Below are 22,269 nucleotides of genomic sequence, written 5' to 3' on the forward strand. Positions count from 1 at the left end.
ATCACCTTGTCTTACATACTGATTGGCAGTGCCATTATGATGGCGTCCTCACGTCCGTCGACCGTGGGGTAATAGTTGCGGCGAATCGTCGCCTCGTTAAAGCCTAAGCTTTCATAGAGCGCGATGGCGGCGACGTTAGACGCGCGCACCTCCAGCCACAGCGTGACGACGCCGCGTTTTTCAACTTCATCAATCACCCGTTCCAGCAGCGCCCTGCCCAGACCGCGACGCTGGAAAGCGGGGTCGACGGCAATATTGAACAGCGTCGCTTCGTCGAGCACGATTTGCGTAATGGCAAAGGCCGCCATCACGCCGTCCACGGACAGTTGAAGATTCAGATAGCGCTCGCCCTGATTACTGGCAAACGTCTGTTCGCTCCACGGAAAAGCGTGGGCGCGCGTTTCAATTTGCCAGGCGCGGGGCAAATCAGCCGGGTTGAGGGTAGAAATCGTGTTCATGTGCGCAAATCTGTTGCCAGAGCGCCATGCGAGCAGGCGTGCTGGTCTGAAGTTCATCGAAAGCGGGCGTGGAAAGCTGTGCGCCCGCCAGCAGCAGCGGCGCGTCGGTGCCCAGCCGCCAGCTATTACAGCGTGCGTCCTGAGGCAGCATCGCAACGCGTTCAGGCGTCAGCTGCATCACCTGCTCCGGCATCAGGGCCAGCGCGCGCAGAATATCGCTGATTAGCGGTTCGGTCAGCGATGGCGGTTCTTCCGCCACCATCACCAGACGAATATGCCCAGGAAGCGAGATAGCGATTTCACCCTGTAACGCCCCAGGACGACGTAACGACCACTGGGTGATGCCCAGCTGCTGTAATTGCCAGTCTCGTCGGGATGTCATAGCGAAACACTCCTGTTAATTAAGCGCGCAATATAGCAAATCCGTCGTATCTGCGCCAACAAACTACGCGGCGGTCGGAGCGCATCCCGCCGCCAACAAAGAGGCAGGCCGAAAGATAACGTGTATAATCGGCGCCAGTCTTAATGAAGGAGTGTTTCATGTCCGCTTTTACCCCGGCAAGTGAAGTCTTGCTGCGCCACAGTGATGATTTCGAGTCCGCCCGCGTTCTGTTTGCCGGTGACCTGCAGGATGACCTGCCCGCACGTCTGGACACGGCCGCCAGCCGCGCCCATACCCAGCAGTTCCACCACTGGCAGGTACTGAGCCGCCAGATGGGCGAAAATGCCCGCTATAGCCTGGTCGCAGAGGCCGGCGATGTCGCCGATTGCGATACGCTGATTTACTACTGGCCAAAGAACAAACCGGAAGCGCAGTTTCAGCTGATGAACCTGCTTTCGCTGCTGCCGACCGGTATTGATATTTTCGTGGTTGGCGAGAACCGCAGCGGCGTACGCAGCGCCGAGCAGATGCTGGCGGAATATGCGCCGCTGAGCAAAGTCGACAGCGCGCGCCGCTGTGGGCTGTATCACGGTCGTCTGGAAAAACAGCCCGCGTTCAATCCAGAACAGTACTGGGGCGAGTATTCGCTGGATAATCTGACGATTAAAACGCTGCCGGGCGTCTTCAGCCGCGATGGCCTGGATGTCGGTAGCCAGCTGCTGCTTTCCACGCTGACGCCGCATACCAAAGGTAAAGTGCTTGATGTCGGCTGCGGCGCCGGCGTGCTGGCAACCGTGCTGGCCAGCCACTCGCCTAAAGTCCGCCTCTCGTTGTGCGACGTCAGCGCCCCGGCAGTTGAAGCCAGTCGCGCCACGCTGGCCGCTAACGGCATCGAAGGGGAAGTGTTCGCCAGCAACGTGTTCTCTGAAGTGAACGGCCGCTTCGACATGATTATCTCCAACCCGCCTTTCCACGATGGTCTACAGACCAGCCTGGAGGCCGCGCAAACGCTGATTCGCGGCGCCGTTCGTCATTTGAACAGCGGCGGCGAGCTGCGCATCGTCGCTAACGCCTTCCTGCCCTATCCGAACGTGCTGGATGAGATCTTCGGCTTCCATGAAGTGATTGCCCAAACGGGCCGCTTTAAGGTCTACCGGACGGTGATGACCCGTCAGGCGAAGAAATAATCCTGCGTTTTTTCGGCGCCAGCAGACGCTGGTCGCCGATGTTTTTCCTCTCTGACCGTCCATTTTTGCAACAATCAATCCAACTGATACAATTAACTATTGACGAATAGCTGAAAACCACTAGAATGCGCCTCCGTGGTAACGATACTTTCATAGTGTCGATGGTATGCGAAGGTGGCGGAATTGGTAGACGCGCTAGCTTCAGGTGTTAGTGTCCTTACGGACGTGGGGGTTCAAGTCCCCCCCCTCGCACCATAATCCACGTTGATATTGCTCGCACTGGGCGAAGGTGGCGGAATTGGTAGACGCGCTAGCTTCAGGTGTTAGTGTTCTTACGGACGTGGGGGTTCAAGTCCCCCCCCTCGCACCAACGAGGCGATATCAAAAATTAAGAATACTGTGCGAAGGTGGCGGAATTGGTAGACGCGCTAGCTTCAGGTGTTAGTGTCCTTACGGACGTGGGGGTTCAAGTCCCCCCCCTCGCACCAATATTCTTACCCTTCCGTTTTATCCCATCAGCTTCAAATTGATTATTACCAGCATCATCCCACTGACCAGCGCCACGCATGATGGCAGCAGAACAAAGTGCCTTAGCTGACGGTGCCAAATCATCACCGCTGACATGAGCATTCCCAGCGTCACCAATCCGCGCCAGGCATCTACCGACAAATCGGCAAACCCGAGGACGGCAATCAGTACGCCAGGGATCAACACGCCCCATCCACTCCCTAAAGTTCGCTGCAACATGTTTTCGCCTCTCACAACGATAATGATAACCAATATCATATGGTAATTTTTATCATTTGTCATCCCGGGAAAATAGCGCGTCCTTATTCTTTACGTTTGTGGTAATGACATACATTCATGAAGGTGATAAATTAAGCGGCAAAAAATAATATATTAAATTATCTGATTATTTCGTAAAAACCTTATTTTGCGCACTGTTTTTTATTATTCACTTCAAACTAACATCACATTGAATTTTAACGATTAATAATGACAACTCCGACATGACTGCACAATCCTGGCGCTCCCATTACGAACAAAAATATCAGTATTCCTTACGGCTATTTTTACTGCTTAATTTAGTTTCATCCGTCTTATCCCTTGTCAGCCCGCTCTTTACCGTCATCACTTTTACATTACCCTGTTTTCTGATAGTTGCCTGCAGCACGGTCCTGCTGCTATGGCACTGTAAATTCTCTCAGCACAAAATAAATATTCCGGTTATTTCTCTGCTATTTGGCCTGCTTTGGGCGTGGCACGTTGCGCTAAAAGCAATGGTGATGGGGCCGCCGCATTTTAACTACCTGGTGATCGCCTTATTAAGCGTGTTATTTATTGGCACCATTGCTTTTTCCAGCAATATCATTGGCTTTACTTTGCACTCTTTACCCACATACCTTATCTGCCTGATTCTTGGCGGAGGAGAACAATGGCTGCGCATGTCCTGGTGCTTTCTGTTGCCTATTGCCGGTATCACCCTGCAAAGCCTTATTCAGAAACGCAGCGATGTATTCACGCAGGGGCTCATGGATAAGCTGCTGAAGGAACGCAATACCCTTAACGATCTCAGTATGTTGGATCCGCTTACCGGTTTGTATAATCGGCGGGGCTTACAAAACCGGCTGGACACCATTCTTTCTCTCGACGGCGCCGGGCATTACGTTCTGCTACTGGACATTGATCATTTCAAAGCCTACAACGACCACTACGGGCATATGATGGGCGACCAGGCTTTGATTCAGGTCTCCGCCGCCATTCGTAACGCCGTGCGCTCGCGCGACATCGTTGCCCGCTTTGGCGGCGAGGAGTTTATGGTGCTGTTGACCAGCAGCTGTGCGGAAAACGCCCTTCAGGCCGCAGAGCGCATCCGCCAGCGGGTCTACGATCTAAAAATCCCGCATATGTTTAATGAAAGCGTCGCGACCAACGTGACCATCAGTATCGGCATGACGCCGCTGATGGATGCGGATATCGACAGCGCGCTGAAACGGGCGGACAACGCGCTCTACGAAGCCAAAAATATGGGACGTAACATTATTCTCACCAGCTAGGCCTTTACCGCGCGGCAGGCGTCGCCGCGCGGACAAATCTCTTGCCAAGCCGGTGCCGCGGCATTAGTATCAGAAATCATTATCATTTAGATTTGTATCTGGCACCGATGGCTTACCGTTCACTTGCATTCAACAATGAGATCATCTGGCGGGCTCCGCTCCCTTCGGCTGAGCGTGAACTGGCGAACGCAATACGGGACAAGATTACCGCGTTACGTCCGCATCTGCTGGATTTTATCCGTCTGAATGAAGAAGCCCCTCACCATGCCCTCACCCTGGCTGAGTGGTCGCAGCCCGCGACGCTGAGTTCGTTAATCGCGACGTATTCTGACCATATTTATCGCAACCAGCCCGGGCAAGCCCGTGAGCAAAAACCGCTGCTATCCCTCTGGGCACAATGGTACATCGGTTTACTGGTGCCCCCTTTAATGCTGGCGCTGTTGAGTGAAGAACGCGCCGTTAGCCTGGCGCCGGAGCATTTTCGCGTTGAGTTTCATGAAACAGGCCGTGCCGCCTGTTTCTGGATTGATATCCATTCAGCAGGTACTTCCTCGGCAGAATCCGCGCAGTCCCGGATGGAAAAGCTGGTCACCACCGCTTTGCAACCCGTGGTGCAGGCGCTTGAAGCCACTGGCGATATCAATGGCAAACTTATCTGGAGCAATACGGGTTATTTGATTAACTGGTATCTCGGGGAAATGAGAACCCTGGTCGGAGATGAAAAAGTGGCCGCGCTGCGTCAGCTCTTCTTCTTCAACAAACAGCTATCAGGCGGTGAGGATAACCCGCTGTGGCGTACGGTGGTTTTACGTGAAGGGCAGCTCGTGCGCCGCACCTGCTGCCAGCGCTATCGCCTGCCGGACGTACAGCAGTGCGGGGACTGTACGCTGAAATAATCGATGGTGAAAACAAACGGGCGGCTATTCAGCCGCCCGTTTGTTTTTATGCCGTTTGCTGACTCTCTTCCGCCATGCGCTGCGCCTCTTCGGCCTCCTGCGCGAGCAGCTGTTTCTCGTACACCTTGAAGAACGGGAAGTAGATAATCGCCGAAACGCAGGCCAGGACGACCACCAGAATCGCCGCCCGGAAATCCCACCCCAGCGCCCACGCGCCGCCAATCGGCGCCGGAGCAGTCCACGGAACAACCGAAATCACCCGGCCGATAAGATCCAGCTTCATTGCCGCCCAGGCCAGTACGGCGTTAACCATCGGCGCCAGCAGGAAGGGAATAAAGAACACCGGGTTCATCACGATAGGGGTGCCAAAAATAACCGGCTCGTTAATGTTAAACAGGCTTGGCACCACGCTCAGACGGCCAATCGAACGCAGATGCGCGGAGCGGCTGCGCAGATAGCAGAATACCAGCCCCATCGTCGCCCCTGAACCGCCAATCACAATAAAGAATGTCCAGAACGCTTCCATAAAGATATGCGGCAGCGGAGCCCCCTGAGCCAGGGCCTGCTGGTTCATGCCGAGGTTAGTGAGCCAGAACATTTGCAGCATGCCGGAAACAATGGCCGCACCGTGGATCCCCGCAAACCACAGCAGGTGGCCCACCAGAACCGCCAACAAAATTGCGGGTAAGGAGTCCGCTGCGGAAACCAGCGGCTTAAAGATAGCCATAATCGCCTGAGGGATCAGCATATCGAAATGATGCTGAATAAGCAGGCTCAGGGGATAGAGCGTCAGGACGACAACCAGTACCGGGATCAACAGATCAAACGAGTTTTTGATCATCGGCGGCACCTGATCCGGCAGGCGAATACCGATATTATGCGCCTTCAGGAAGCGCATCATTTCAACGCAGTAGACCGCCACCAGAATCGCCGTAAATATGCCCGTTCCTCCCAGGCTATCTACCGGCAGGTTGCCGTTCGTTTTTGGCGCCGCCACCAGCAGGAAGGCCATGATCGACAGCATGGCGCACATAAAGGGGTCGAGCTGATTGGTTTTTTCGTAATGCTTGCCGAGGTTATAGGCGATCGCGGCGCAAATGTAGATCGACATAATGCCCATCGTCATATCGAACGGCGTCAGAATTCGCCCTTCAAACTCTTTTGCCAGATCCAGCCAGGCGCGGGCAAATCCCCATGTGGTATCCGGTGAAAACGGCGGATACGCAAATACCAGCAGAAAAGAGCCGACAATCATAAACGGCATGGCGGAGATAAAACCGTCGCGGATTGCCATAACGTGGCGCTGAGACGAGATGCGTCCGGCGACAGGGCTGATGTAATTTTCTACGAAGCGAAATATCAGATTAAATGCAGCATGGTTAGCAGACATAGCAGCCCTCCTGACAGGCTAGATGAACAGGCCCAACAACGATTATCTTGCCGTTATGATGAACCCGCTTCGGCGAGAGGGTTACCCAATCGGATAGCCTGCTGGCCCGACTGCTCAACCAGGTTCGATTCATCTTCGGCTCTTTGTTATAGGTGACGCAGGGAAGTTACCTTGTCAGTATTCCTGTCTCTGTGAATAACCGCAACCGGTTACAGTAACCGGTTGCGGTGAATGTGAAGGAGATCCAGAAATTAAAAAGAATCTTGATTCTCTACCATGGATATTTACACTTTGCGAAGCTTGTGACAGATTTTTAACAAGCCTTAATCAGGAGATTCCAATGAGTCTGCAGTCCGTGCGGCAGTTTTTTACTGACCACGCCCCCGATATCGAAATCATCGAACTTACTCAGAGCACGGCCACGGTAGCGTTAGCCGCAGCGGCGCATAACGTTGAACCCGGGCAAATCGCCAAGACCCTGTCTTTAAAAATAAAAGAAAGGGTTGTTCTCGTTGTCGCGAAAGGCGATGCGCGCCTGGATAATAAAAAGCTAAAGGAAGCCTTTGGCGCTAAAGCCCGTATGCTAAGCAGCGATGAGGTCATTACGCTAACGGGACACCCCATTGGCGGCGTCTGCCCATTTGGCCTGGAAGTTCCGCTGGCTGTGTACTGCGATATCTCACTGAGGCAGTACCCGGAAGTGCTGCCAGCAGCAGGTTCAATATATAGCGCCGTTCGTATTTCACCTGAACGGTTGGCGCAGCTGACTGATGCTAAGTGGATTGACGTGTGTCTTTAACAGACCGCTGAGGTTACTGAGCAAGGCGCATCACCGTGGCATCATCATTATTCGCCGACAGGCGCATGAGTATGTCTGCCGCGCTCAGTAGTCCCATATCAGAACTGACGCCGAGCTTGGTCATGGCGTTAAACTTATGGGCCCGAATCGTTTTGATATTGCGTTCCAGCTGCGTCGCTATTTCCGGCAACGAGTAGCCATAAGACATATATCGCAGGATGGTATGTTCCGTTGGGCTCAAAAGTTGGCTATAGATACTCTGCTTTTGGCTTAACGAGCTCTCATTCGCCGGATAGCTACGATCGAGAAGCTGAAGCAAGCACTCCTGCAGCTGTAGCCGACAGGCCGATTTATTCAAAATACCGTGTAAGCGAGAAGGCGTCAGATGGCTGACCAAACGCATTTCCGCTTCATCATTAGCTAAGATAATTCTTTGCGTGTCGGGACAATAACGCGCGATCTCATGGAGAAAGAGCAAGCTTTCAAGTCGGGATCTGCGGTTACCTGAAAGTGAAAAAATAATCGCAGAAAAATCTCTCGCCTGAAACTCCCGTTTTAATGCCATCGTATCTTTAAAGAACTGAATACGATAATTCTTACCACTTTCATTAATTAATATGTGGCGAAGCGCCACTTCTGTCATCGCACATTTCTCTACGATAGCGACATATCTTGTTGTGAGGTCTTTTTCCATTCTGTTTGATCTCCATAGGCTGAATAAATATTCAGCTCCTTCATTCCCTGTGCACTATTAATCCAGGCATACATCTCTGCATTACTACGCAAAGATAAGCGGCGCATAGCACTATTTTTCTGCGCACTTATGGTTTTATTGCTCTTCTTCAATAAAGCAGCAATTTGATTAATTCCCCATCCTTTTGCAAGAAGCCTCAACACCTTACGCTCAGAAAGAGTCAGAATAACCAGCTTTTGCGGTTCTTCATCGATGCGTTCTACCTCAGGAGAGAACAACGTCTGGCTAATTCGTTCAGCGGCAAGTCCACCCGCGCGCACAACCTCAATGAGACGTTTTACCGGCTCGCTGTCCGAAATTAATGTACTTTCAGGACGCATTAATAATTGAACAGCTAACGGAAAACAGGCGTTGCCTACCATAAAGACCCAGTGTATATCCCTGTATTGAGTCATTAAAGAGTAGTAATGTTCGCAAATATTTCTTGGATGCTCTATTTCACCGGACAAGTCAGCAATGACTAACACTGCACGACGCAGCTGCAGCAGGGTTAGCTCATCCTGAGAACGACAAAAACTCAATTCATAATCAGGGAGATGCTCCCCAACGATGGCTTTTAAGCCGGACTGCATAACCGGTATTCTGCTGATAATAATGCCGAACTTACCTTGTCCTGGTAACATAAACCCTCCGCTTCCTGTCGAAGACTCACCGCCGGCGGAAAAACAATTGGATGCATAATTTAATAGTCATCGTAATTATTTTGCCCAAATGAATCTTTATCATCCCTGGCGGGTGCGCGATATCGCACCCTAAAGCCAACTTAATAATGAGGAGTAACATATTGCTGTTATCCATACCAATGATTAACATTAACACAGGTAGTTGTCATCAATAAATTAGAAATGGTTAACATCGTCGTTAGATACGCTAACTTAAGATATATTAAATAAAGATTTATTTATTTTATTTTTTTCCTAAATACTTTTGGTGATTCACCGCTATAGCGGCGAAAGAAGCGAGAAAAATAGGCCGCATCAGTAAACCCTAAGTAATCAGAAAGTTGAGCGATAGTCATGCTGGTGTACTGCAGGTTGCGACGCGCCTCAAGCATCAACCTTTGATGTAAAACTCCCAGTGCGCTGCAGCCATAAAATTCATGACACAAATAATTCAAATGAGTCGCAGACACCCCCACCTCCCTGGCATACCCGGCTAATGGCATATGTTCACGATAGTGGCTTTCGATAAGGCGCGAGAAATGACGCATGACGCTCCGCTTACGTTCCGCTTTGTCCTCCGTTATGAGCTGCGGTTGATATTGCCGATTCAGCCAGACCAACAGCGCTCCCAGCAGTGAATGAAGCATCATTTCGCGCGCATCGTAATCTTCGCGGTACTCCTCTTGCAAAGCGGTAAACAGCGCCCGGATATGGCCCCGGGAGCTCTTCACCGGCACGCAACGCGGGTGGCCGAGCACATCCAGCTGACTGCCAAACTGATTTTCAAGGCTTCCGAGCAGCGGCAGCGCCAGCGACAAAACGTAGCCCTCCGTACCCGGCGAAAAGCGAAATCCATGAATACATAGCGCCGGAACCACCTGAATACAGGACTCCGTCATCACGGTCGTCGCGCCTTCGATTTCAATCTCCGCCCGCCCTTTATGCAGATACAGTAGCTGCACCAGCTCTGCGTGCTGATGCACGCGGATATGCCATTCATAAAGATGGCTGCGCTGGAGTATGGACTCACAGTGCAGAAGATCGGGCGTTGGCCAGCCCTGATCTTCGCCATACAGTTTGAAAACGGGAATGGTACTCGCTGCCTGCATCACGACTCCAGAGCCTTTTCTATTACGCCACGCGTTCCATCGGCAGACCCACATAGTTTTCAGCGATAGTGGTTAACCCGGCGCGTGATTCAAGATAGTAGCGACGATCCGCCGCCTGCATTTTTCTGTCGAACTCGCTTTGTTGCGGAAAATCATGCAGCAGACGCGTCATAAACCAGCTGAATCGCTCACCTTTCCACACCCGATCCAGCGCCAAACGCGAGTAGCTTGCTAAGAGGTCAATACGGCCATGGTGATAATACTCACGCAGGATCCGCCAAAGATAGTTCACATCGGACGCCGCGAGATTCAGCCCCTTCGCCCCGGTAGGCGGTACGATATGCGCCGCATCTCCCAGCAGAAATAGCCTCCCGTACTGCATCGGCTCCACTACATAGCTGCGCAGCGGCGCGATACTCTTCTCAAGTGAGTGACCGGTTACTAACTTATTGGTCAGCTCATCAGGGAGACGCCGCTTGAGCTCAGTCCAGAAGCGTTCATCAGACCACTCCTCCACCTTTTCGCTAAGCGGTACCTGCAGATAATAGCGGCTTCGAGTTAGTGAGCGCTGACTACAGAGCACAAACCCCCGCTCGTGGTGGGCGTAAATCAGCTCCGGGTTCACCGGTGGCGTATCGGCCAGCAGCCCGAGCCAGCCAAACGGCCAGACGCTCTCGTACTCTTTCAGCACCCCTGCCGGGATGCTCTGACGGGACACGCCGTGAAAGCCGTCGCAGCCGGCAATAAAGTCGCACTCAAGGCGGCAGTTTTCGCCATTGCTGATAAAAGAGACCGACGGTCGATCGCTTTTTGCCTCATTAATGGTGACATCGCTGACGCCATAAATCGTCGCTGCCCCGCATGCCTCCCGCGCCGCCATCAAATCCCGCGTCACTTCGGTCTGGCCATACACCATCACGCTTTTGCCTGCCGTCAGTTCCGTCAGCGGAACCGGTACGCGCTTGCCCTCAAACAAAAATTCGACGCCGTGATGGATCAGCCCTTCCGCATCCATTCGCCGGGCCGCCCCGGCTTCGCGCAGCAGTTCTACCGTTCCGCTTTCCAGAATTCCCGCGCGGATCCTCCCCAGCACATACTCAGGCGTCTGTCGCTCAAGGATGACGGTCTGAATCCCGGCGTGATGTAATAACTGCCCCAGCAGGAGTCCCGACGGACCCGCTCCGATAATCGCCACCTGTGTTTTCATCGCATCGCCTCAGCATGGTTAATTATTTGTTTGTTTTTTGTTTATTAAAAGTTTGAATTTGCATTTTTGATAACTCTGATGGGAAAAAGAAGGGAGAAACGGGTGCAAAAATTGGACTTTTCACCAATCTTGCAGAAGTGTGGCAGAGTTCAAATTTCAGGGTTCCCGTAGAGCGGGTGGTTTTTTACACATTGTTTGATCCTGACCGCTCAGCTAAAACAAGACTTCAGGTAAAAGTATCGCCAGACACTACGGCAACGGGCATCACGGACAGCAGGTATTTATGCAAGCAGATCGGGCAACTCAGCGCGCTATCACGCGATTGTGTATTCAATGTGGTCTTTTCTTATTACAACACGGCGCGGAAAGCGCGCTGGTTGAGGAGCTCTCAACCCGTCTGGGTCTGGCCTTAGGGATGGATAGCGTGGAAAGCGCCATCTCTTCGAATGCGATTGTTCTCACCACCATTAAGGACGGGGAGTGTCTGACCTCAACGCGAAAAAATACCGATCGCGGCATCAATATGCACGTCGTCACGGAGGTTCAGCATATTGTGATTATGGCAGAGCATAAGCTGCTGGATTATAAGGATGTCGAAAAGCGATTCGCGCAAATCAAGCCGCTGCGCTATCCGCGCTGGCTGCTGGTTTTCATGGTCGGCCTCTCCTGCGCCTGCTTTTGCAAACTTAACAACGGCGGCTGGGACGGTGCGCTGGTCACCTTCTGCGCCAGTACGGTAGCCATGTATATTCGCCAGGTACTCACCCATCGTTCAATGCATCCGCAAATCAACTTTTGCCTCACCGCCTTCGTCGCAACGACTATCTCCGGGCTGATGCTGCGCCTGCCGGCTTTCGCCAGCACGCCGACGATCGCGATGGCCGCCAGCGTGCTGCTGCTGGTACCCGGTTTTCCGCTGATCAACGCCGTTGCCGACATGTTTAAGGGGCATATCAACACCGGTCTGGCGCGCTGGGCCATTGCCAGCCTGCTGACGCTCGCCACCTGTATCGGCGTGGTGATGGCGATGACGATGTGGGGGCTACGCGGATGGGCATAATTTTCTATCTCTACGAACTGGCGCTGGATATGATGCTGGCAGCCATTCCCGCCGTCGGGTTCGCCATGGTGTTCAACGTCCCGCAGCGGGCGCTGCGCTGGTGCGCGCTGCTGGGCGCTATCGGCCACGGCTCGCGCATGGTCATGATGACGGCGGGTTTTAATATTGAGTGGGCGACGTTTATGGCGGCACTGCTGGTTGGCAGCATCGGTATCCAGTGGTCCCGCTGGTATCTGGCGCACCCGAAGATTTTTACCGTAGCGGCGGTGATCCCGATGTTCCCCGGCATCTCCGCCTATACCGCGATGATTTCAGCGGTGAAAATCAGCCATTTCGGCTACTCGGAAGAGATGATGATTATGCTGCTGAGCAACTTCCTTAAGGCTTCATCGATCGTTGGCGCATTATCCATTGGCTTGTCTATCCCCGGGCTTTGGCTGTATCGCAAGCGTCCGCGCGTCTAGCTAATCGCGCCGCCGGGTCGCCCGCGGCGCTCCTTCCTGAGCGACCTCTATGCTACTATGTGTGCAGCTACCCCTCTCTTTTTAGTTGTTCAGAGTTGAGATTGATTTATGTCTTCACGAATATTAACTACCGATTTTAGCGGTCTGGATGACTTCATGCAGGATCACGCAGCGGTACTGGCAAAATCGGCCAGCGGCGCCGTCGCCGTATTTGCCAACAACGCCCCCGCATTCTATGCGCTGACGCCGGAGCGTCTGGCGCAGCTGCTGGAGCTGGAAGCAAAACTCGCGCGTCCTAACAGCGATATTGCGCTGGACGCGCAGTTTTTTGACGAGCCGACGGCGACCCCCGTTGCGGTTCCGATGGGGAAATTTCCGATGTACGCCGACTGGCAGCCGGATGCGGATTTTCAGCGCCTGGCCGCGCTGTGGGGCATCGCCCTGAGCCAGCCCGTTACGCCGGAAGAGTTGGCGGCATTTGTCGCTTACTGGCAGGCTGAAGGTAAAGTCTTTCATCATGTCCAGTGGCAGCAGAAGCTGGCACGCAGCGTACAGATTGGCCGGGCCAGCAACGGCGGCCAGCCGCGCCGGGACGTCAACGCGATTAGCGAACCTGATAATCACATTCCACGAGGATTCCGAGGATGAGCATGAAAAATGTCGGCGATTTAATGAAGCGCCTGCAAAAGATGATGCCAGCCCATGTCGAACCCGCGTTTAAGACAGGTGAGGAGCTGCTGGCATGGCAAAAAGAACAGGGCAAGCTGCGTTCTGAGGCGCTGGAACGCGAAAACCGGGCCATGAAAATGCAGCGAACCTTTAACCGCTCCGGCATCCGCCCGCTGCATCAGAACTGCTCGCTGGATAACTACCGGGTGGAGTGTGAAGGCCAGATGATTGCGCTGTCCCGAGCGCGCCAGTACGTCGAGGAGTTCGACGGCAATATTGCCAGCTTTATCTTCTCCGGCAAACCGGGTACCGGAAAAAACCATCTCGCCGCCGCTATCTGCAACGAACTGCTGCTTCGGGGTAAGTCGGTGTTGATTATCACCGTCGCCGATATCATGTCAGCGATGAAAGATACCTTTGGCAACCGGGAAACCAGCGAAGAGCAGCTGCTCACCGACCTGAGCAAAGTGGACCTGCTGGTGATTGACGAAATCGGCATGCAAACGGAATCACGCTACGAAAAGGTGATTATTAACCAGATCGTCGATCGCCGCTCTTCGTCAAAGCGCCCTACCGGTATGCTAACCAACAGCACCATGGACGAGATGAACAAGCTGCTCGGCGAGCGCGTGATGGACCGGATGCGGCTGGGCAATAGCCTGTGGGTTAACTTCAACTGGGACAGCTACCGCGATCGCGTAACCGGAAAAGAGTATTAAGATATTTCTGAACCCCGCCGGCGTTATAATCAGGGGATTATTCAGTCACGGCGAAGAGTACGTCTATGAAATCTGCAAAAACGTTGTTCCGCACGGCAATGGTGGCCGGCGCTTTATTGACCTTTGGCGCGCACGCCACCTCCTGGCAGGATTCGCTCTCCAGCGCCGCTAACCAGCTCAGCAGTCAGAGCGGAAGCCAGCAAAGCGGCGGTATGTCCCTCTCTTCGCTGACCGGTTTGCTCAACGGCGGCAGCCAGTCGTTGACTTCCAGCAGCATGAATAATGCCGCCGGGATTATGTCTTACTGCGCGAAACAGAAGCTGGCTTCGGTTACCAATACCGAAAACGTTAAAAATCAGGTTCTGGATAAGCTGGGTCTCAGCACGCCGGAAAAACAAAAAGAGGACACCAACTATCTTGAGGGCCTTCAGGGCTTGCTGACCAGTAAAGACGGCCAGCAGCTGAATCTGAACACCCTTGGCAGCAGCCCGCTGGCGGAAAAAGTGAAAACCAAAGCCTGCGATCTGGTCTTAAAACAGGGCGTGAGCTTCCTCTCCTGATTTTATCCTCTTAATGCCGCGTTTGGCGCGTTACCCTGGCCTGCGCGGCGGCAACGTCTGTTTTTTAACATCTTTCCCCCAAATCCCCTGGCTGACTGGATGTGAGGCAGTTCAAAAACGGCGATTTCTAAACCAATTCTGAACCACAGCACAAATTCATGACGATACAATTGCGGCAATATTGCGCTGCAATTACAGTGTAGCGTGAAAAAAGATCTATCTGGCCAGCCGACAGCTGGCGTGAATGAGGATGAGCTGTGTCAGAGTTGTTATCCATCGCCCTGTTTCTTGCTTCGGTGATGATTTACGCATTAAAAGCCGGTCGTAATACCTGGTGGTTCGCCGCCACCCTCACGGTGCTGGGCCTGTTCGTTGTTCTGAATATTACCCTCTACGCCAGCAATTACTTCACCGGCGACGGTATCAATGACGCGGTACTTTATACGTTGACCAACAGCCTGACGGGCGCCGGCGTGGGCAAATATATTCTGCCGGGCGTGGGGCTGGTCGTCGCGCTGGTCGCGGTATTTGGCGCACTCGGCTGGGTGCTCCGCCGTCGCCGGCATCATCCTCATCACTTTGGTTACAGCCTGGTGGCGCTGGTTCTGGCGCTGGCGTCAGTGGATGCCAGCCCCGCCTTCCGCCAGATTAGCGAGTTGGTTAAATCCCAGTCCCGCGATGGCGATCCTGACTTTGCGGCTTACTACAAAGAGCCGTCAAAAAGCATCGCCAACCCGAAACTGAACCTGGTGTACATTTACGGCGAAAGCCTTGAGCGCACTTATTTTGATAACGATGCGTTCCCGAACCTGACCCCAGAGCTCGGCAAACTGAAAAGCGAGGGGCTGGACTTCAGCAACACCGCCCAGCTCCCCGGTACCGACTACACGATTGCCGGAATGGTCGCCTCCCAGTGCGGGATCCCGCTGTTTGCGCCGTTTGAAGGCAACGCCTCGGCCTCGGTTTCCAGCTTTTTCCCGCAGAATATCTGCCTTGGAGATATCCTGAAAAACTCGGGTTACGAGAACTACTTTGTGCAGGGCGCTAATCTGCGCTTCGCCGGAAAAGACGTTTTCCTTAAATCTCACGGCTTCGATCATCTGTACGGCGCGGAAGAGCTAAAAACCACCGTCGCCGATCCGACCTATCGTAACGACTGGGGGTTCTACGATGATACGGTTCTTGATGAAACCTGGAAAAAATTCGAAGCGCTTTCGCAGTCAGGAAAGCGCTTTTCGCTGTTTGCGCTGACGGTCGATACCCATCATCCGGATGGCTTTATCTCCCGCACCTGCCAGCGTAAAAGCTACGATATGGACGGTAAAAAGAATCTTTCGTTCAGCGCCGTCTCCTGTAGTCAGGAGCATATCGCGGCGTTAATCGAGAAGATTAAAGCTTCGCCGTGGTTCAAAAATACGGTCATCGTGGTGTCATCCGATCACCTGGCAATGAAAAACAGCGCCTGGGACTATCTGAATAAGCAGGATCGCAGCAACCTGTTTTTCGTTCTGCGCGGCGATGAGCCCCAGCAGGATACGCTGGCCATCAAGCGTAATACCATGGATAACGGCGCGACGGTGCTCGATATCCTCGGCGGCGATAACTTTATTGGCCTTGGCCGCAGCAGCCTTTCCGGCGAGTCGCTCTCCGCCGTGTTCCTCAATATGAAAGAGAAGGTGCTGGCGTGGAAGCCGGATATCATCCGCCTGTGGAATTTCCCCAAAGAGATGAAGAATTTCACCGTGGATTCACAGAAGAATATGATCTCCTTCTCCGGCAGCCATTTCCGCCTGCCGCTGCTGCTGCGTATCTCCGATAAGCGCGTTGAGCCGCTGCCGGAAAGCGAATACTCCGCGCCGCTGCGTTTCCAACTGGCCGATTTCGCGCCGCGCGATAACTTCGTCTGGGTCGACCGCTGCTACAAGATGGGTCAGCTGTGGTCGCCGGAAGTGGCGCTCTCCACCGACTGGTGCGTCTCGCAGGGCCAGCTGGGGGGCGAACAGAAAGTCCAGCGCGTCGACAAAGCCCAGTGGCAAGGTAAAACCGCGTTCAAAGATACCCTTATCGACATGGAGCGTTATAAAGGCAACGTCGATACGCTGAAGATCGTCGATAACGATATTCGCTATAAAGCCGACAGCTTCCTGTTTAACGTCGCCGGCGCGCCGGAAGAGGTGAAGCAGTTCAGCGGCATCTCCCGACCGGAAACCTGGGGGCGCTGGTCTAATGCCCAGCTCGGCAGTGAAGTGAAAATTGAATATAAAGAGCCGCTGCCGGAGAAATTCGATCTGGTGATTACCGCCAAAGCCTACGGGCCGAATGCCAATAAGCCGATTCCGGTACGGGTGGGCAACAGCGAACAAACGCTAACGCTGGCCAATGATGTCACCACCACTACCCTGCATTTCGATAATCCGTCGCGCAGCAGTACGTTGACGATTGCGCCGCCGGACCCGCAGTCCACGAACGAGGGCAATATTCTCGGCCACTCTCCCCGTCAGCTGGGCATCGGCATGGTTGAAATCAAAGTGGTGAAAAGCGAAGGATAAGCCATCGTGCCCGGCGGCTTTTTGCGCCGGGCCGTGGTGACGGTGGGTGGAAATTAGCCATGCAGCGGCTTTAGCTCATCCGCCGACAGTCCGGTAATCCGCTGTACCGTCTCGGTATCTAAACCGTTCTGCAGCATACTGCCGGCAATGCGCAGCGCTTCCCGCCGGCTCCCTTCCTGCAGGCCTTCCTGTATCCCTTCCTGCCTCCCCTCCTGGCGACCTTCTTGCCTGCCCTCTTGCCGACCTTCCTGCTTGAGCTTTTGAGCGATAGACATCAACCTCTCCTCATAGTGTGGCAGACGGCGGGCCAATCGGCGGAGAAACACGCTCGGATCGTCGCTGTTGCCGTACTGCAGCATATAATGAAACAGCACTCTTAACTGCCTGCGGTTAGTGTATCCCAGCATCACAAGGGTCGCCAACGACTCCGTAATTCCGCTGAGATCGCGCTGACGAATATGCTTTTGCATCAGCTCCAGCAGAGCGACCCGCCGGTGCTGAACGATTTCATCGTCCGGCATCACCGTTACGTCAACCAGCGGAAACGGGCAGGCGTACAGCGTCCTCGCCATCTGCGGGTCGGCAAATTCGTCCAGCCAGTTCAGGGAAAAGGGATAAGGACTGGTCGCGCCGTGATAAAAAAGCATCGGCACCACCAGCGGCAGCGTTTTGTGCCCGGCGTCGAGGTGCCGCTGCATCGCGGCAATCGCATAGCGCATCAGGCGAAAAGCCATATGGTTATCCGGCGAACTCTGGTGCTCTATCACCACATACACATATCCCAGGCCGCAGGGGGTTTGTACCGACCACAGTACGTCCGAGTACCAGGCGCGCAGATCTTCATCAATAAAGCTCGCCGGCTCCAGCCGTAGGGTAGAAAAATCACACCGCTGGCGGATCGCTTCCGGCAGGTGCAGCGTGAGAAAATCATTCGCCGTCTCCGGGTGGCGAAGAAATCGCTTAAAGACCGCATCATGCGGCGTTGAGGTCATCCGTTTTTTCATGGCCGTCCGTTTGCCTGAACGAGAAGGAAAGCCGGACTCTACCATCGGTTTTTACTTCGTTGGTTTTGGCGATGATTTTATGGGAAGCGCCTCGGAGAATCGCGCAGCGGCCAGCCCGGCTGGCCGCCATCAGCAAAGCTTAGTAATCAAACTGACGGTAATAACGGCGGATATTAAGGTCATGCCCGGTATGGTGTTCAAAATGGGCCGCCAGCCTGTCCACCAGCAGGGTGGAAACCACACACGGCGCCATAATCCAGCGGAAAGCCTCATCAATGCCGTTCAGCGGATAGTCGCGCGGGTCAATCACCACCAGATGGTCGGTGATCTTCTCAGCGAAGCGTTCGACGCGCTCATCCAGCGCCCGGCATTTACCCTCGCCTTTGACCAGGAACAGCGGGACCTCTTTTTCCAGCAGCTCCAGGGTGCCGTGGAAAAACTCGGCTGAACTCACCGACTTGGTCCGCTTCCACTGCATCTCTTCGAGAATACACATTGAGAACAGATAGACCTCACCCCACATTTCCGCCCCGCCGATCCACATCATATAGTCGCAGCCGTGATACTGAGCGGCGATTTTATCCGCCTGCGGATCGAACTGGCGTTTGGCCTGCAGAAGATTTTCCGGCAGCAACTCCAGCTGGCGTGCAAAACGATCGTAATTCGCGAAATCACCGTGACGATAAATGACGCGGAAGAATAACCAGTAGAGCAGCATATATTCATATTCCACGCCGTTCTTGTGGCACATCGGAATATGCCAGCTCGCCGCCTCGGCTAATGGCGAATCGGCATTACGGGTAATGGCCACCACGCGAATCCCCTGCGCTTTGCACCATTCGGCAATGGCTACCGACTCTTTGGTATCGCCGGACTTGGATAACGTCACCACCACCGCATCTTTATTTAATTTTTTATGTCCGCGATGAATTAATTCCGCCGCCTGCTCAAGGTAAACCGGCACGCTGGTTAATTCTTTTGCAAACTCATTTATTGCCATCATCGGCGCCAAAGAACCGCCCACCGAGGCGAAAAATAAGGCGCTACAGCCGCTCTGATAAATATCATCGGCAACGGTTTCCGCCTGTTTGCGCGCAGCGATGATCTCGCGAGCACTGGTCAGGTACTCGTCCTGATTAAAACCCAACATAGTTTTCTCCTGAATAATCAGATTTTACTTTTTAAGACGCGATCAAAATCGTCAAAAATACGTTTAGCCAGATCGATGCCTTTCAGGCCGGCGGTATGCCAGGCCAGCATCTGGACGGGAACAATCAGCAGCAGCGGCGCCAGGTGATGTTCACACGGGCAGCTTAGCGCCAGCGTCTGCGCATCCTCTTCGTCGCTCAGCGTCAGCGTAAAGGCGCGGGCAATGGACGGCGCCATATAGTCCCGCAGCGCCCGGGTCCGCGCATCCGGCGCATCTTCAATAAACAGCATCACATGGCGGGCATTGGCTTCCAGATAGGGGCCGTGCATATAGGCCTCAAGTTCAAAACCGCTGGAAGGCACGCGTACCGTTTCGGTAAATTTGGTTTCGAACTCCTTGGCGACGCCCACCAGCGCGCCATAGCCGGTGGCGACGAAGCGCTCGCCGCCCCGCAGCGCTTCGCCATGCCTGTCGATAAACCGCGAGGTGCGGTCAATGACATCCGGGATCGCCGCCGCCAGCCGCTGCAGTTCGGCAAGATAGCGCTGCTCCTCGGCCTCGCTGGCTTTCCCCTGGGCACGGGCAATCATCAGCGCCATCAGCAGCAAATTCAGCACCGTCGCGCTAAACCCGCGGGTGACAAACCCCACGCTCTCAATCCCGGTATTGATATCCAGTATCCCGTCGCAGGCCCGGGCGATCGGGCTTTGCGGATCGGAGGTCAGCGCAAAAACCGGCAGGCTCAATGCCTGCACCTTACGCATCGCCGCCAGCGTCGAGGCGCTTTTACCGCTCTGCGAAATCGCCACCACCAGATCGGTATGCGGATCGACCGCCTCGTAGTGCGTAAAGTTGTACGGCTCTTTAATCTCAACCAGGACGCCGAAGCGCTGCTCAAAGAAATAGCGCGCGCACAGGGCGGCGTTCAGCGACGAGCCGGTCGCCAACAGCAGAATGCGGCGCACCGGGTGCTGGCGGGCAAAGGTCTCAATCGCCGCCAGCTTTTGCCGGTAGTCGCGCAGGATCTGCGTCAGACAGGCCGACTCTTCGCTGATATAGGTCATCATCGTTGGTACCATTTTCGACTCCCGTTAAAATAAACCTATCCACGACCCCAGAATGCCCACCAGCGCCATTCCGCCGATAATAGAAAGCGGTTTAACCTTGCGCCCCAGCAGCCAGTAAACGATGCCAAAACTCACCAGCGGCAGCATGCAGGGCAGGATGTCGTTGATAATGTCCTGCACCTGGGTTTTCGCCTCTCCGGCGCCGAATGAGAGGGGGATGGTGATATCAATCATTGAGGCGGTCATCGCCCCGACCACCATCAGGCCGATAATCGACGCGCCGTAGGTCAGGCTCTCCATCATTCCGCTCTTCTGGATCCGCTGCAGTACCCCGGTACCCAGCACATAGCCCCAGCGGGTAAAGAACCAGCGCACCAGGATGTGCGGCACGTTGAACACCAGCAGAAACAGAATGGGACCGAGAATGTTGCCCTTTAACGCCAGGCTGGTGCCGATGCCGGTAGCGATCAGGCGCAGCGTGCCCCAGAAAAAGGAGTCCCCCAGCCCGGCCAGCGGCCCCATCAGCGACGCTTTGACGTTATCAATCGCGTTGGCGTCCATGTTCTTCTGCTGGCTATTCTTCTCCTCCATCGCCGTGGTGATCCCCAGCAGCAGGGTGACGATATGCGGCGTGGTATTGAAGAACACCAGATGCCGTTTCAACGCCCCGGCCAGCTCCTCTTTGCGCGGATAGAGCTTTTTCAGCACCGGAATCAGCGCGTAAACAAAGGCGAGATTCATCTGCCGCTCATAGTTCCACGAGAACTCCATCTGGAAGGAGCGCCAGAATACCCGGCGTAGATCGCGCGGCGTGATACGGGCCTCTTCCTGCGCCTGCGGTTGCAGAGTTTCTTCAGAAATCATCTTCGTCGTCATCGCTGACTCCTTGTTCTGTCGTCGTACGAGGTGAGCTCAGCGCGGTGACGTTAACCATCACCACCGCCACGATAGCGCCGAGAATAGCGATGCCGGTCACCGGGATTTTCAGGTAGGCCATCAGCACAAAGCCGAGGAAAAAGTACGGCGCGACTTTCTTATTAATCAGCAGCCTGGCGAGCATTGCGAAGCCGAGTGCCGGAATAATGCCGGTAGCGACGCTGAGCCCGTGTTTGATAAATTCCGGGATGGTATCGAGCAGGGATTTCACCGCATTGCTGCCGACCAGGAATGAGATGGTCACCACCGTGGCGAGCATCAGCGACAGCCCGAAGCCGGCAATCAGATGCATGCGCTCAATGCCGCCCGTATCCGCCCGCTCCGCGTAGCCGTCAGCCTTCTGGCTGAGCATCGGGATAAACATCCCCAGATAGACGTTTTTCAGGATCAGCGTCAGGGTGGCGATGGGCAGGCCAAGCAGCAACGCCGTTTCCGTTCCTGCGCCGGAGGTAATAGCGAACGCCACGCCGAGAATACCGCCGGTTACTACATCAGGCGGGATCGATGCGCCGACGGAGAAAGAGCCGATAAACGCCAGCTCAAGCGTCGCGCCCATGATGACGCCGGTCTGTACATCCCCCAGCACCAGCCCGGTCAGCAGCCCGGTGACGATTGGCCGCGAAATCAGCGACGTCCCCAGGGCATATTCCGATTGCGCGATAAACGCCACCAGACCCAGTAAGAGAGCCTCTACCATAATCTGTCCTCCGCGGAGTTAAACGCATTGCGCAAAAAGCTGTTTGCGATCGTTAGGGACCTGGCGGATCTCAACTTCGACGCCTTTCCCGACCAGCTGCTGCAGTTGTTCAATTTCTTCCGGCAGTAAATTAATCGCCTTAGAAATATTTTTACTGCCCTCTTTGGCTTTTATTCCGCCGAGATTAATACTTTTTATCCCCTCGACGGCGCTGGCAATACGCCAGGCGTCATTGACCGATTCCACGACGATAAAAAGATGATATTTATCCGTCACGCCGCTTTTTATCGATTCGATAGCGTCGTTAATATTTTTAATCACCAGTTTTACCGAAGGCGGTTTAGCGAGCTTAATTGTGGTTTTCCGCAGCTCATCTTCAGGGACATTATCGTTGGCGATTAAAATGCAATCGGCGCCGACATACTGGGTCCAGGAAAAGGCCACCTGGCCGTGAAGTAATCGATGGTCAACCCTTAATAGCGTAATCATGGTG

Annotated in this window: 24 protein-coding genes and 3 tRNA genes; 13 read left to right on the forward strand and 14 right to left on the reverse strand. The window is 54.2% G+C overall.

Annotation, left to right across the window (positions count from 1 at the left end; all coding sequences use genetic code 11):
- Nucleotides 1-11: 11 nt before the first annotated feature.
- Both rimI and JLG71_RS23980 read right to left on the reverse strand, forming a co-directional pair.
- On the reverse strand, nt 12-458 hold the full coding sequence (rimI, locus tag JLG71_RS23975; protein WP_004098383.1) for a ribosomal protein S18-alanine N-acetyltransferase: 447 nt from the start codon (nt 456-458) through the stop codon (nt 12-14).
- Nucleotides 427-840, reverse strand: a complete 414-nt coding sequence (locus tag JLG71_RS23980) for a DNA polymerase III subunit psi (protein ID WP_014837349.1) — start codon at nt 838-840, stop codon at nt 427-429. The genes rimI and JLG71_RS23980 overlap by 32 nt, the downstream gene beginning before the upstream one ends.
- 158 nt (nt 841-998) lie before the next feature.
- Here JLG71_RS23980 and rsmC point away from each other — a divergent pair, with 158 nt between their 5' ends.
- From rsmC to JLG71_RS24000, 4 genes are all read left to right on the forward strand, one after another.
- A complete protein-coding gene (gene rsmC / locus JLG71_RS23985; protein ID WP_064406233.1) occupies nt 999-2,027 on the forward strand; it encodes a 16S rRNA (guanine(1207)-N(2))-methyltransferase RsmC in 1,029 nt (342 codons plus the stop codon).
- Nucleotides 2,028-2,195: 168 nt separating this feature from the next.
- Nucleotides 2,196-2,282, forward strand: a tRNA-Leu gene (locus tag JLG71_RS23990).
- Between the two features lie 28 nt (nt 2,283-2,310).
- Nucleotides 2,311-2,397, forward strand: a tRNA-Leu gene (locus JLG71_RS23995).
- Between the two features lie 31 nt (nt 2,398-2,428).
- Nucleotides 2,429-2,515: transfer RNA gene (locus JLG71_RS24000), tRNA-Leu, on the forward strand.
- 19 nt (nt 2,516-2,534) lie between these two features.
- Here JLG71_RS24000 and JLG71_RS24005 read toward each other — a convergent pair.
- Nucleotides 2,535-2,774: a DUF1435 domain-containing protein gene (locus JLG71_RS24005; RefSeq protein WP_049082693.1), complete on the reverse strand. Its 240-nt coding sequence runs from the start codon at nt 2,772-2,774 to the stop codon at nt 2,535-2,537.
- A 263-nt stretch (nt 2,775-3,037) separates the two neighbouring features.
- Here JLG71_RS24005 and JLG71_RS24010 point away from each other — a divergent pair, with 263 nt between their 5' ends.
- Nucleotides 3,038-4,084 carry a GGDEF domain-containing protein gene (locus JLG71_RS24010; protein ID WP_025106869.1) on the forward strand — a complete coding sequence of 349 codons (1,047 nt, stop codon included), beginning with the start codon at nt 3,038-3,040 and terminating at the stop codon, nt 4,082-4,084.
- Nucleotides 4,085-4,191: 107 nt separating this feature from the next.
- Nucleotides 4,192-4,980 (forward strand): siderophore-iron reductase FhuF, encoded by a 789-nt coding sequence (gene fhuF, locus JLG71_RS24015; RefSeq protein ID WP_025106870.1) that lies wholly within the window; start codon nt 4,192-4,194, stop codon nt 4,978-4,980.
- Nucleotides 4,981-5,026: 46 nt separating this feature from the next.
- Here the strand turns inward: fhuF and JLG71_RS24020 are convergent, their stop codons facing one another.
- Nucleotides 5,027-6,370 carry a PTS sugar transporter subunit IIC gene (locus tag JLG71_RS24020; RefSeq protein ID WP_025106871.1) on the reverse strand — a complete coding sequence of 448 codons (1,344 nt, stop codon included), beginning with the start codon at nt 6,368-6,370 and terminating at the stop codon, nt 5,027-5,029.
- 340 nt (nt 6,371-6,710) lie between these two features.
- On the opposite strand from JLG71_RS24020, the gene JLG71_RS24025 reads away from it, so the two are divergent.
- Nucleotides 6,711-7,169 (forward strand): YbaK/EbsC family protein, encoded by a 459-nt coding sequence (locus JLG71_RS24025; RefSeq protein WP_014227821.1) that lies wholly within the window; start codon nt 6,711-6,713, stop codon nt 7,167-7,169.
- A gap of 13 nt (nt 7,170-7,182) precedes the next feature.
- On the opposite strand, the gene bglJ is transcribed toward JLG71_RS24025, so the two are convergent.
- From bglJ to pobA, 4 genes are all read right to left on the reverse strand, one after another.
- A complete protein-coding gene (gene bglJ, locus JLG71_RS24030; protein ID WP_025106872.1) occupies nt 7,183-7,863 on the reverse strand; it encodes a DNA-binding transcriptional activator BglJ in 681 nt (226 codons plus the stop codon).
- A complete protein-coding gene (locus JLG71_RS24035; protein ID WP_014227819.1) occupies nt 7,824-8,546 on the reverse strand; it encodes a helix-turn-helix transcriptional regulator in 723 nt (240 codons plus the stop codon). Before JLG71_RS24035 ends, bglJ begins: the two co-directional genes overlap by 40 nt.
- Nucleotides 8,547-8,824: 278 nt before the next feature.
- The gene (locus tag JLG71_RS24040) at nt 8,825-9,694 is read right to left on the reverse strand and encodes a helix-turn-helix domain-containing protein (RefSeq protein WP_014227817.1); all 870 of its coding nucleotides are present in this window, start codon (nt 9,692-9,694) and stop codon (nt 8,825-8,827) included.
- A 22-nt stretch (nt 9,695-9,716) separates the two neighbouring features.
- Nucleotides 9,717-10,901, reverse strand: coding sequence for a 4-hydroxybenzoate 3-monooxygenase (gene pobA / locus JLG71_RS24045; RefSeq protein WP_032747826.1), 1,185 nt, complete (start codon nt 10,899-10,901; stop codon nt 9,717-9,719).
- A gap of 283 nt (nt 10,902-11,184) precedes the next feature.
- Here pobA and JLG71_RS24050 point away from each other — a divergent pair, with 283 nt between their 5' ends.
- The 6 genes from JLG71_RS24050 to opgB all read left to right on the forward strand — a co-directional run bounded on the left by JLG71_RS24050 (nt 11,185) and on the right by opgB (nt 16,922).
- On the forward strand, nt 11,185-11,961 hold the full coding sequence (locus JLG71_RS24050; RefSeq protein WP_025106875.1) for a threonine/serine exporter family protein: 777 nt from the start codon (nt 11,185-11,187) through the stop codon (nt 11,959-11,961).
- The gene (locus JLG71_RS24055) at nt 11,952-12,425 is read left to right on the forward strand and encodes a threonine/serine exporter (RefSeq protein ID WP_004098364.1); all 474 of its coding nucleotides are present in this window, start codon (nt 11,952-11,954) and stop codon (nt 12,423-12,425) included. Before JLG71_RS24050 ends, JLG71_RS24055 begins: the two co-directional genes overlap by 10 nt.
- Nucleotides 12,426-12,533: 108 nt before the next feature.
- On the forward strand, nt 12,534-13,073 hold the full coding sequence (gene dnaT / locus JLG71_RS24060) for a primosomal protein DnaT (protein ID WP_009652817.1): 540 nt from the start codon (nt 12,534-12,536) through the stop codon (nt 13,071-13,073).
- A 2-nt stretch (nt 13,074-13,075) separates the two neighbouring features.
- Nucleotides 13,076-13,813, forward strand: coding sequence for a DNA replication protein DnaC (gene dnaC, locus JLG71_RS24065; RefSeq protein ID WP_014227813.1), 738 nt, complete (start codon nt 13,076-13,078; stop codon nt 13,811-13,813).
- A 65-nt stretch (nt 13,814-13,878) separates the two neighbouring features.
- Complete coding sequence (locus tag JLG71_RS24070) at nt 13,879-14,373, forward strand: DUF2501 domain-containing protein (RefSeq protein ID WP_116280471.1); 495 nt, start codon at nt 13,879-13,881, stop codon at nt 14,371-14,373.
- A 257-nt stretch (nt 14,374-14,630) separates the two neighbouring features.
- Nucleotides 14,631-16,922, forward strand: coding sequence for a phosphatidylglycerol--membrane-oligosaccharide glycerophosphotransferase (opgB, locus tag JLG71_RS24075; protein ID WP_049102741.1), 2,292 nt, complete (start codon nt 14,631-14,633; stop codon nt 16,920-16,922).
- A 53-nt stretch (nt 16,923-16,975) separates the two neighbouring features.
- Here the strand turns inward: opgB and JLG71_RS24080 are convergent, their stop codons facing one another.
- The 6 genes from JLG71_RS24080 to JLG71_RS24105 all read right to left on the reverse strand — a co-directional run bounded on the left by JLG71_RS24080 (nt 16,976) and on the right by JLG71_RS24105 (nt 22,265).
- Nucleotides 16,976-17,926, reverse strand: a complete 951-nt coding sequence (locus tag JLG71_RS24080; protein ID WP_200913857.1) for an Rpn family recombination-promoting nuclease/putative transposase — start codon at nt 17,924-17,926, stop codon at nt 16,976-16,978.
- Between the two features lie 139 nt (nt 17,927-18,065).
- Nucleotides 18,066-19,076, reverse strand: a complete 1,011-nt coding sequence (locus JLG71_RS24085) for an SIS domain-containing protein (RefSeq protein ID WP_025106878.1) — start codon at nt 19,074-19,076, stop codon at nt 18,066-18,068.
- A gap of 17 nt (nt 19,077-19,093) precedes the next feature.
- Nucleotides 19,094-20,155 carry an SIS domain-containing protein gene (locus JLG71_RS24090; protein ID WP_048262645.1) on the reverse strand — a complete coding sequence of 354 codons (1,062 nt, stop codon included), beginning with the start codon at nt 20,153-20,155 and terminating at the stop codon, nt 19,094-19,096.
- Nucleotides 20,156-20,167: 12 nt separating this feature from the next.
- Complete coding sequence (locus tag JLG71_RS24095) at nt 20,168-21,019, reverse strand: PTS system mannose/fructose/sorbose family transporter subunit IID (RefSeq protein WP_014227807.1); 852 nt, start codon at nt 21,017-21,019, stop codon at nt 20,168-20,170.
- A complete protein-coding gene (locus tag JLG71_RS24100) occupies nt 20,997-21,776 on the reverse strand; it encodes a PTS mannose/fructose/sorbose/N-acetylgalactosamine transporter subunit IIC (protein ID WP_025106880.1) in 780 nt (259 codons plus the stop codon). The genes JLG71_RS24095 and JLG71_RS24100 overlap by 23 nt, the downstream gene beginning before the upstream one ends.
- An 18-nt stretch (nt 21,777-21,794) precedes the next feature.
- Entirely contained in the window at nt 21,795-22,265 is a 471-nt protein-coding gene (locus JLG71_RS24105) for a PTS sugar transporter subunit IIB (RefSeq protein ID WP_025106881.1), read from the reverse strand.
- Nucleotides 22,266-22,269: the final 4 nt, after the last annotated feature.

Origin of the sequence: Klebsiella michiganensis, from assembly GCF_015139575.1 — a bacterium.
Taxonomy (GTDB): Bacteria; Pseudomonadota; Gammaproteobacteria; order Enterobacterales; family Enterobacteriaceae; genus Klebsiella; species Klebsiella michiganensis.

Coding starts and splice junctions, on each gene's coding strand:
- JLG71_RS24010 (WP_025106869.1), top strand. CDS start 3,038: ATGACTGCACAATCCTGGCGCTCCCATTACGAACAAAAATATCAGTAT.
- dnaT (WP_009652817.1), top strand. CDS start 12,534: ATGTCTTCACGAATATTAACTACCGATTTTAGCGGTCTGGATGACTTC.
- dnaC (WP_014227813.1), top strand. CDS start 13,076: ATGAAAAATGTCGGCGATTTAATGAAGCGCCTGCAAAAGATGATGCCA.
- pobA (WP_032747826.1), bottom strand. CDS start 10,901: ATGAAAACACAGGTGGCGATTATCGGAGCGGGTCCGTCGGGACTCCTG.
- bglJ (WP_025106872.1), bottom strand. CDS start 7,863: ATGGAAAAAGACCTCACAACAAGATATGTCGCTATCGTAGAGAAATGT.
- JLG71_RS24040 (WP_014227817.1), bottom strand. CDS start 9,694: ATGCAGGCAGCGAGTACCATTCCCGTTTTCAAACTGTATGGCGAAGAT.
- JLG71_RS24025 (WP_014227821.1), top strand. CDS start 6,711: ATGAGTCTGCAGTCCGTGCGGCAGTTTTTTACTGACCACGCCCCCGAT.
- JLG71_RS24100 (WP_025106880.1), bottom strand. CDS start 21,776: ATGGTAGAGGCTCTCTTACTGGGTCTGGTGGCGTTTATCGCGCAATCG.
- JLG71_RS24055 (WP_004098364.1), top strand. CDS start 11,952: ATGGGCATAATTTTCTATCTCTACGAACTGGCGCTGGATATGATGCTG.
- JLG71_RS24035 (WP_014227819.1), bottom strand. CDS start 8,546: ATGTTACCAGGACAAGGTAAGTTCGGCATTATTATCAGCAGAATACCG.
- JLG71_RS24005 (WP_049082693.1), bottom strand. CDS start 2,774: ATGTTGCAGCGAACTTTAGGGAGTGGATGGGGCGTGTTGATCCCTGGC.
- JLG71_RS24070 (WP_116280471.1), top strand. CDS start 13,879: ATGAAATCTGCAAAAACGTTGTTCCGCACGGCAATGGTGGCCGGCGCT.
- JLG71_RS24080 (WP_200913857.1), bottom strand. CDS start 17,926: ATGAAAAAACGGATGACCTCAACGCCGCATGATGCGGTCTTTAAGCGA.
- rsmC (WP_064406233.1), top strand. CDS start 999: ATGTCCGCTTTTACCCCGGCAAGTGAAGTCTTGCTGCGCCACAGTGAT.
- JLG71_RS23980 (WP_014837349.1), bottom strand. CDS start 840: ATGACATCCCGACGAGACTGGCAATTACAGCAGCTGGGCATCACCCAG.
- JLG71_RS24085 (WP_025106878.1), bottom strand. CDS start 19,076: ATGTTGGGTTTTAATCAGGACGAGTACCTGACCAGTGCTCGCGAGATC.
- rimI (WP_004098383.1), bottom strand. CDS start 458: ATGAACACGATTTCTACCCTCAACCCGGCTGATTTGCCCCGCGCCTGG.
- fhuF (WP_025106870.1), top strand. CDS start 4,192: ATGGCTTACCGTTCACTTGCATTCAACAATGAGATCATCTGGCGGGCT.
- JLG71_RS24095 (WP_014227807.1), bottom strand. CDS start 21,019: ATGACGACGAAGATGATTTCTGAAGAAACTCTGCAACCGCAGGCGCAG.
- JLG71_RS24090 (WP_048262645.1), bottom strand. CDS start 20,155: ATGGTACCAACGATGATGACCTATATCAGCGAAGAGTCGGCCTGTCTG.
- JLG71_RS24020 (WP_025106871.1), bottom strand. CDS start 6,370: ATGTCTGCTAACCATGCTGCATTTAATCTGATATTTCGCTTCGTAGAA.
- JLG71_RS24050 (WP_025106875.1), top strand. CDS start 11,185: ATGCAAGCAGATCGGGCAACTCAGCGCGCTATCACGCGATTGTGTATT.
- JLG71_RS24105 (WP_025106881.1), bottom strand. CDS start 22,265: ATGATTACGCTATTAAGGGTTGACCATCGATTACTTCACGGCCAGGTG.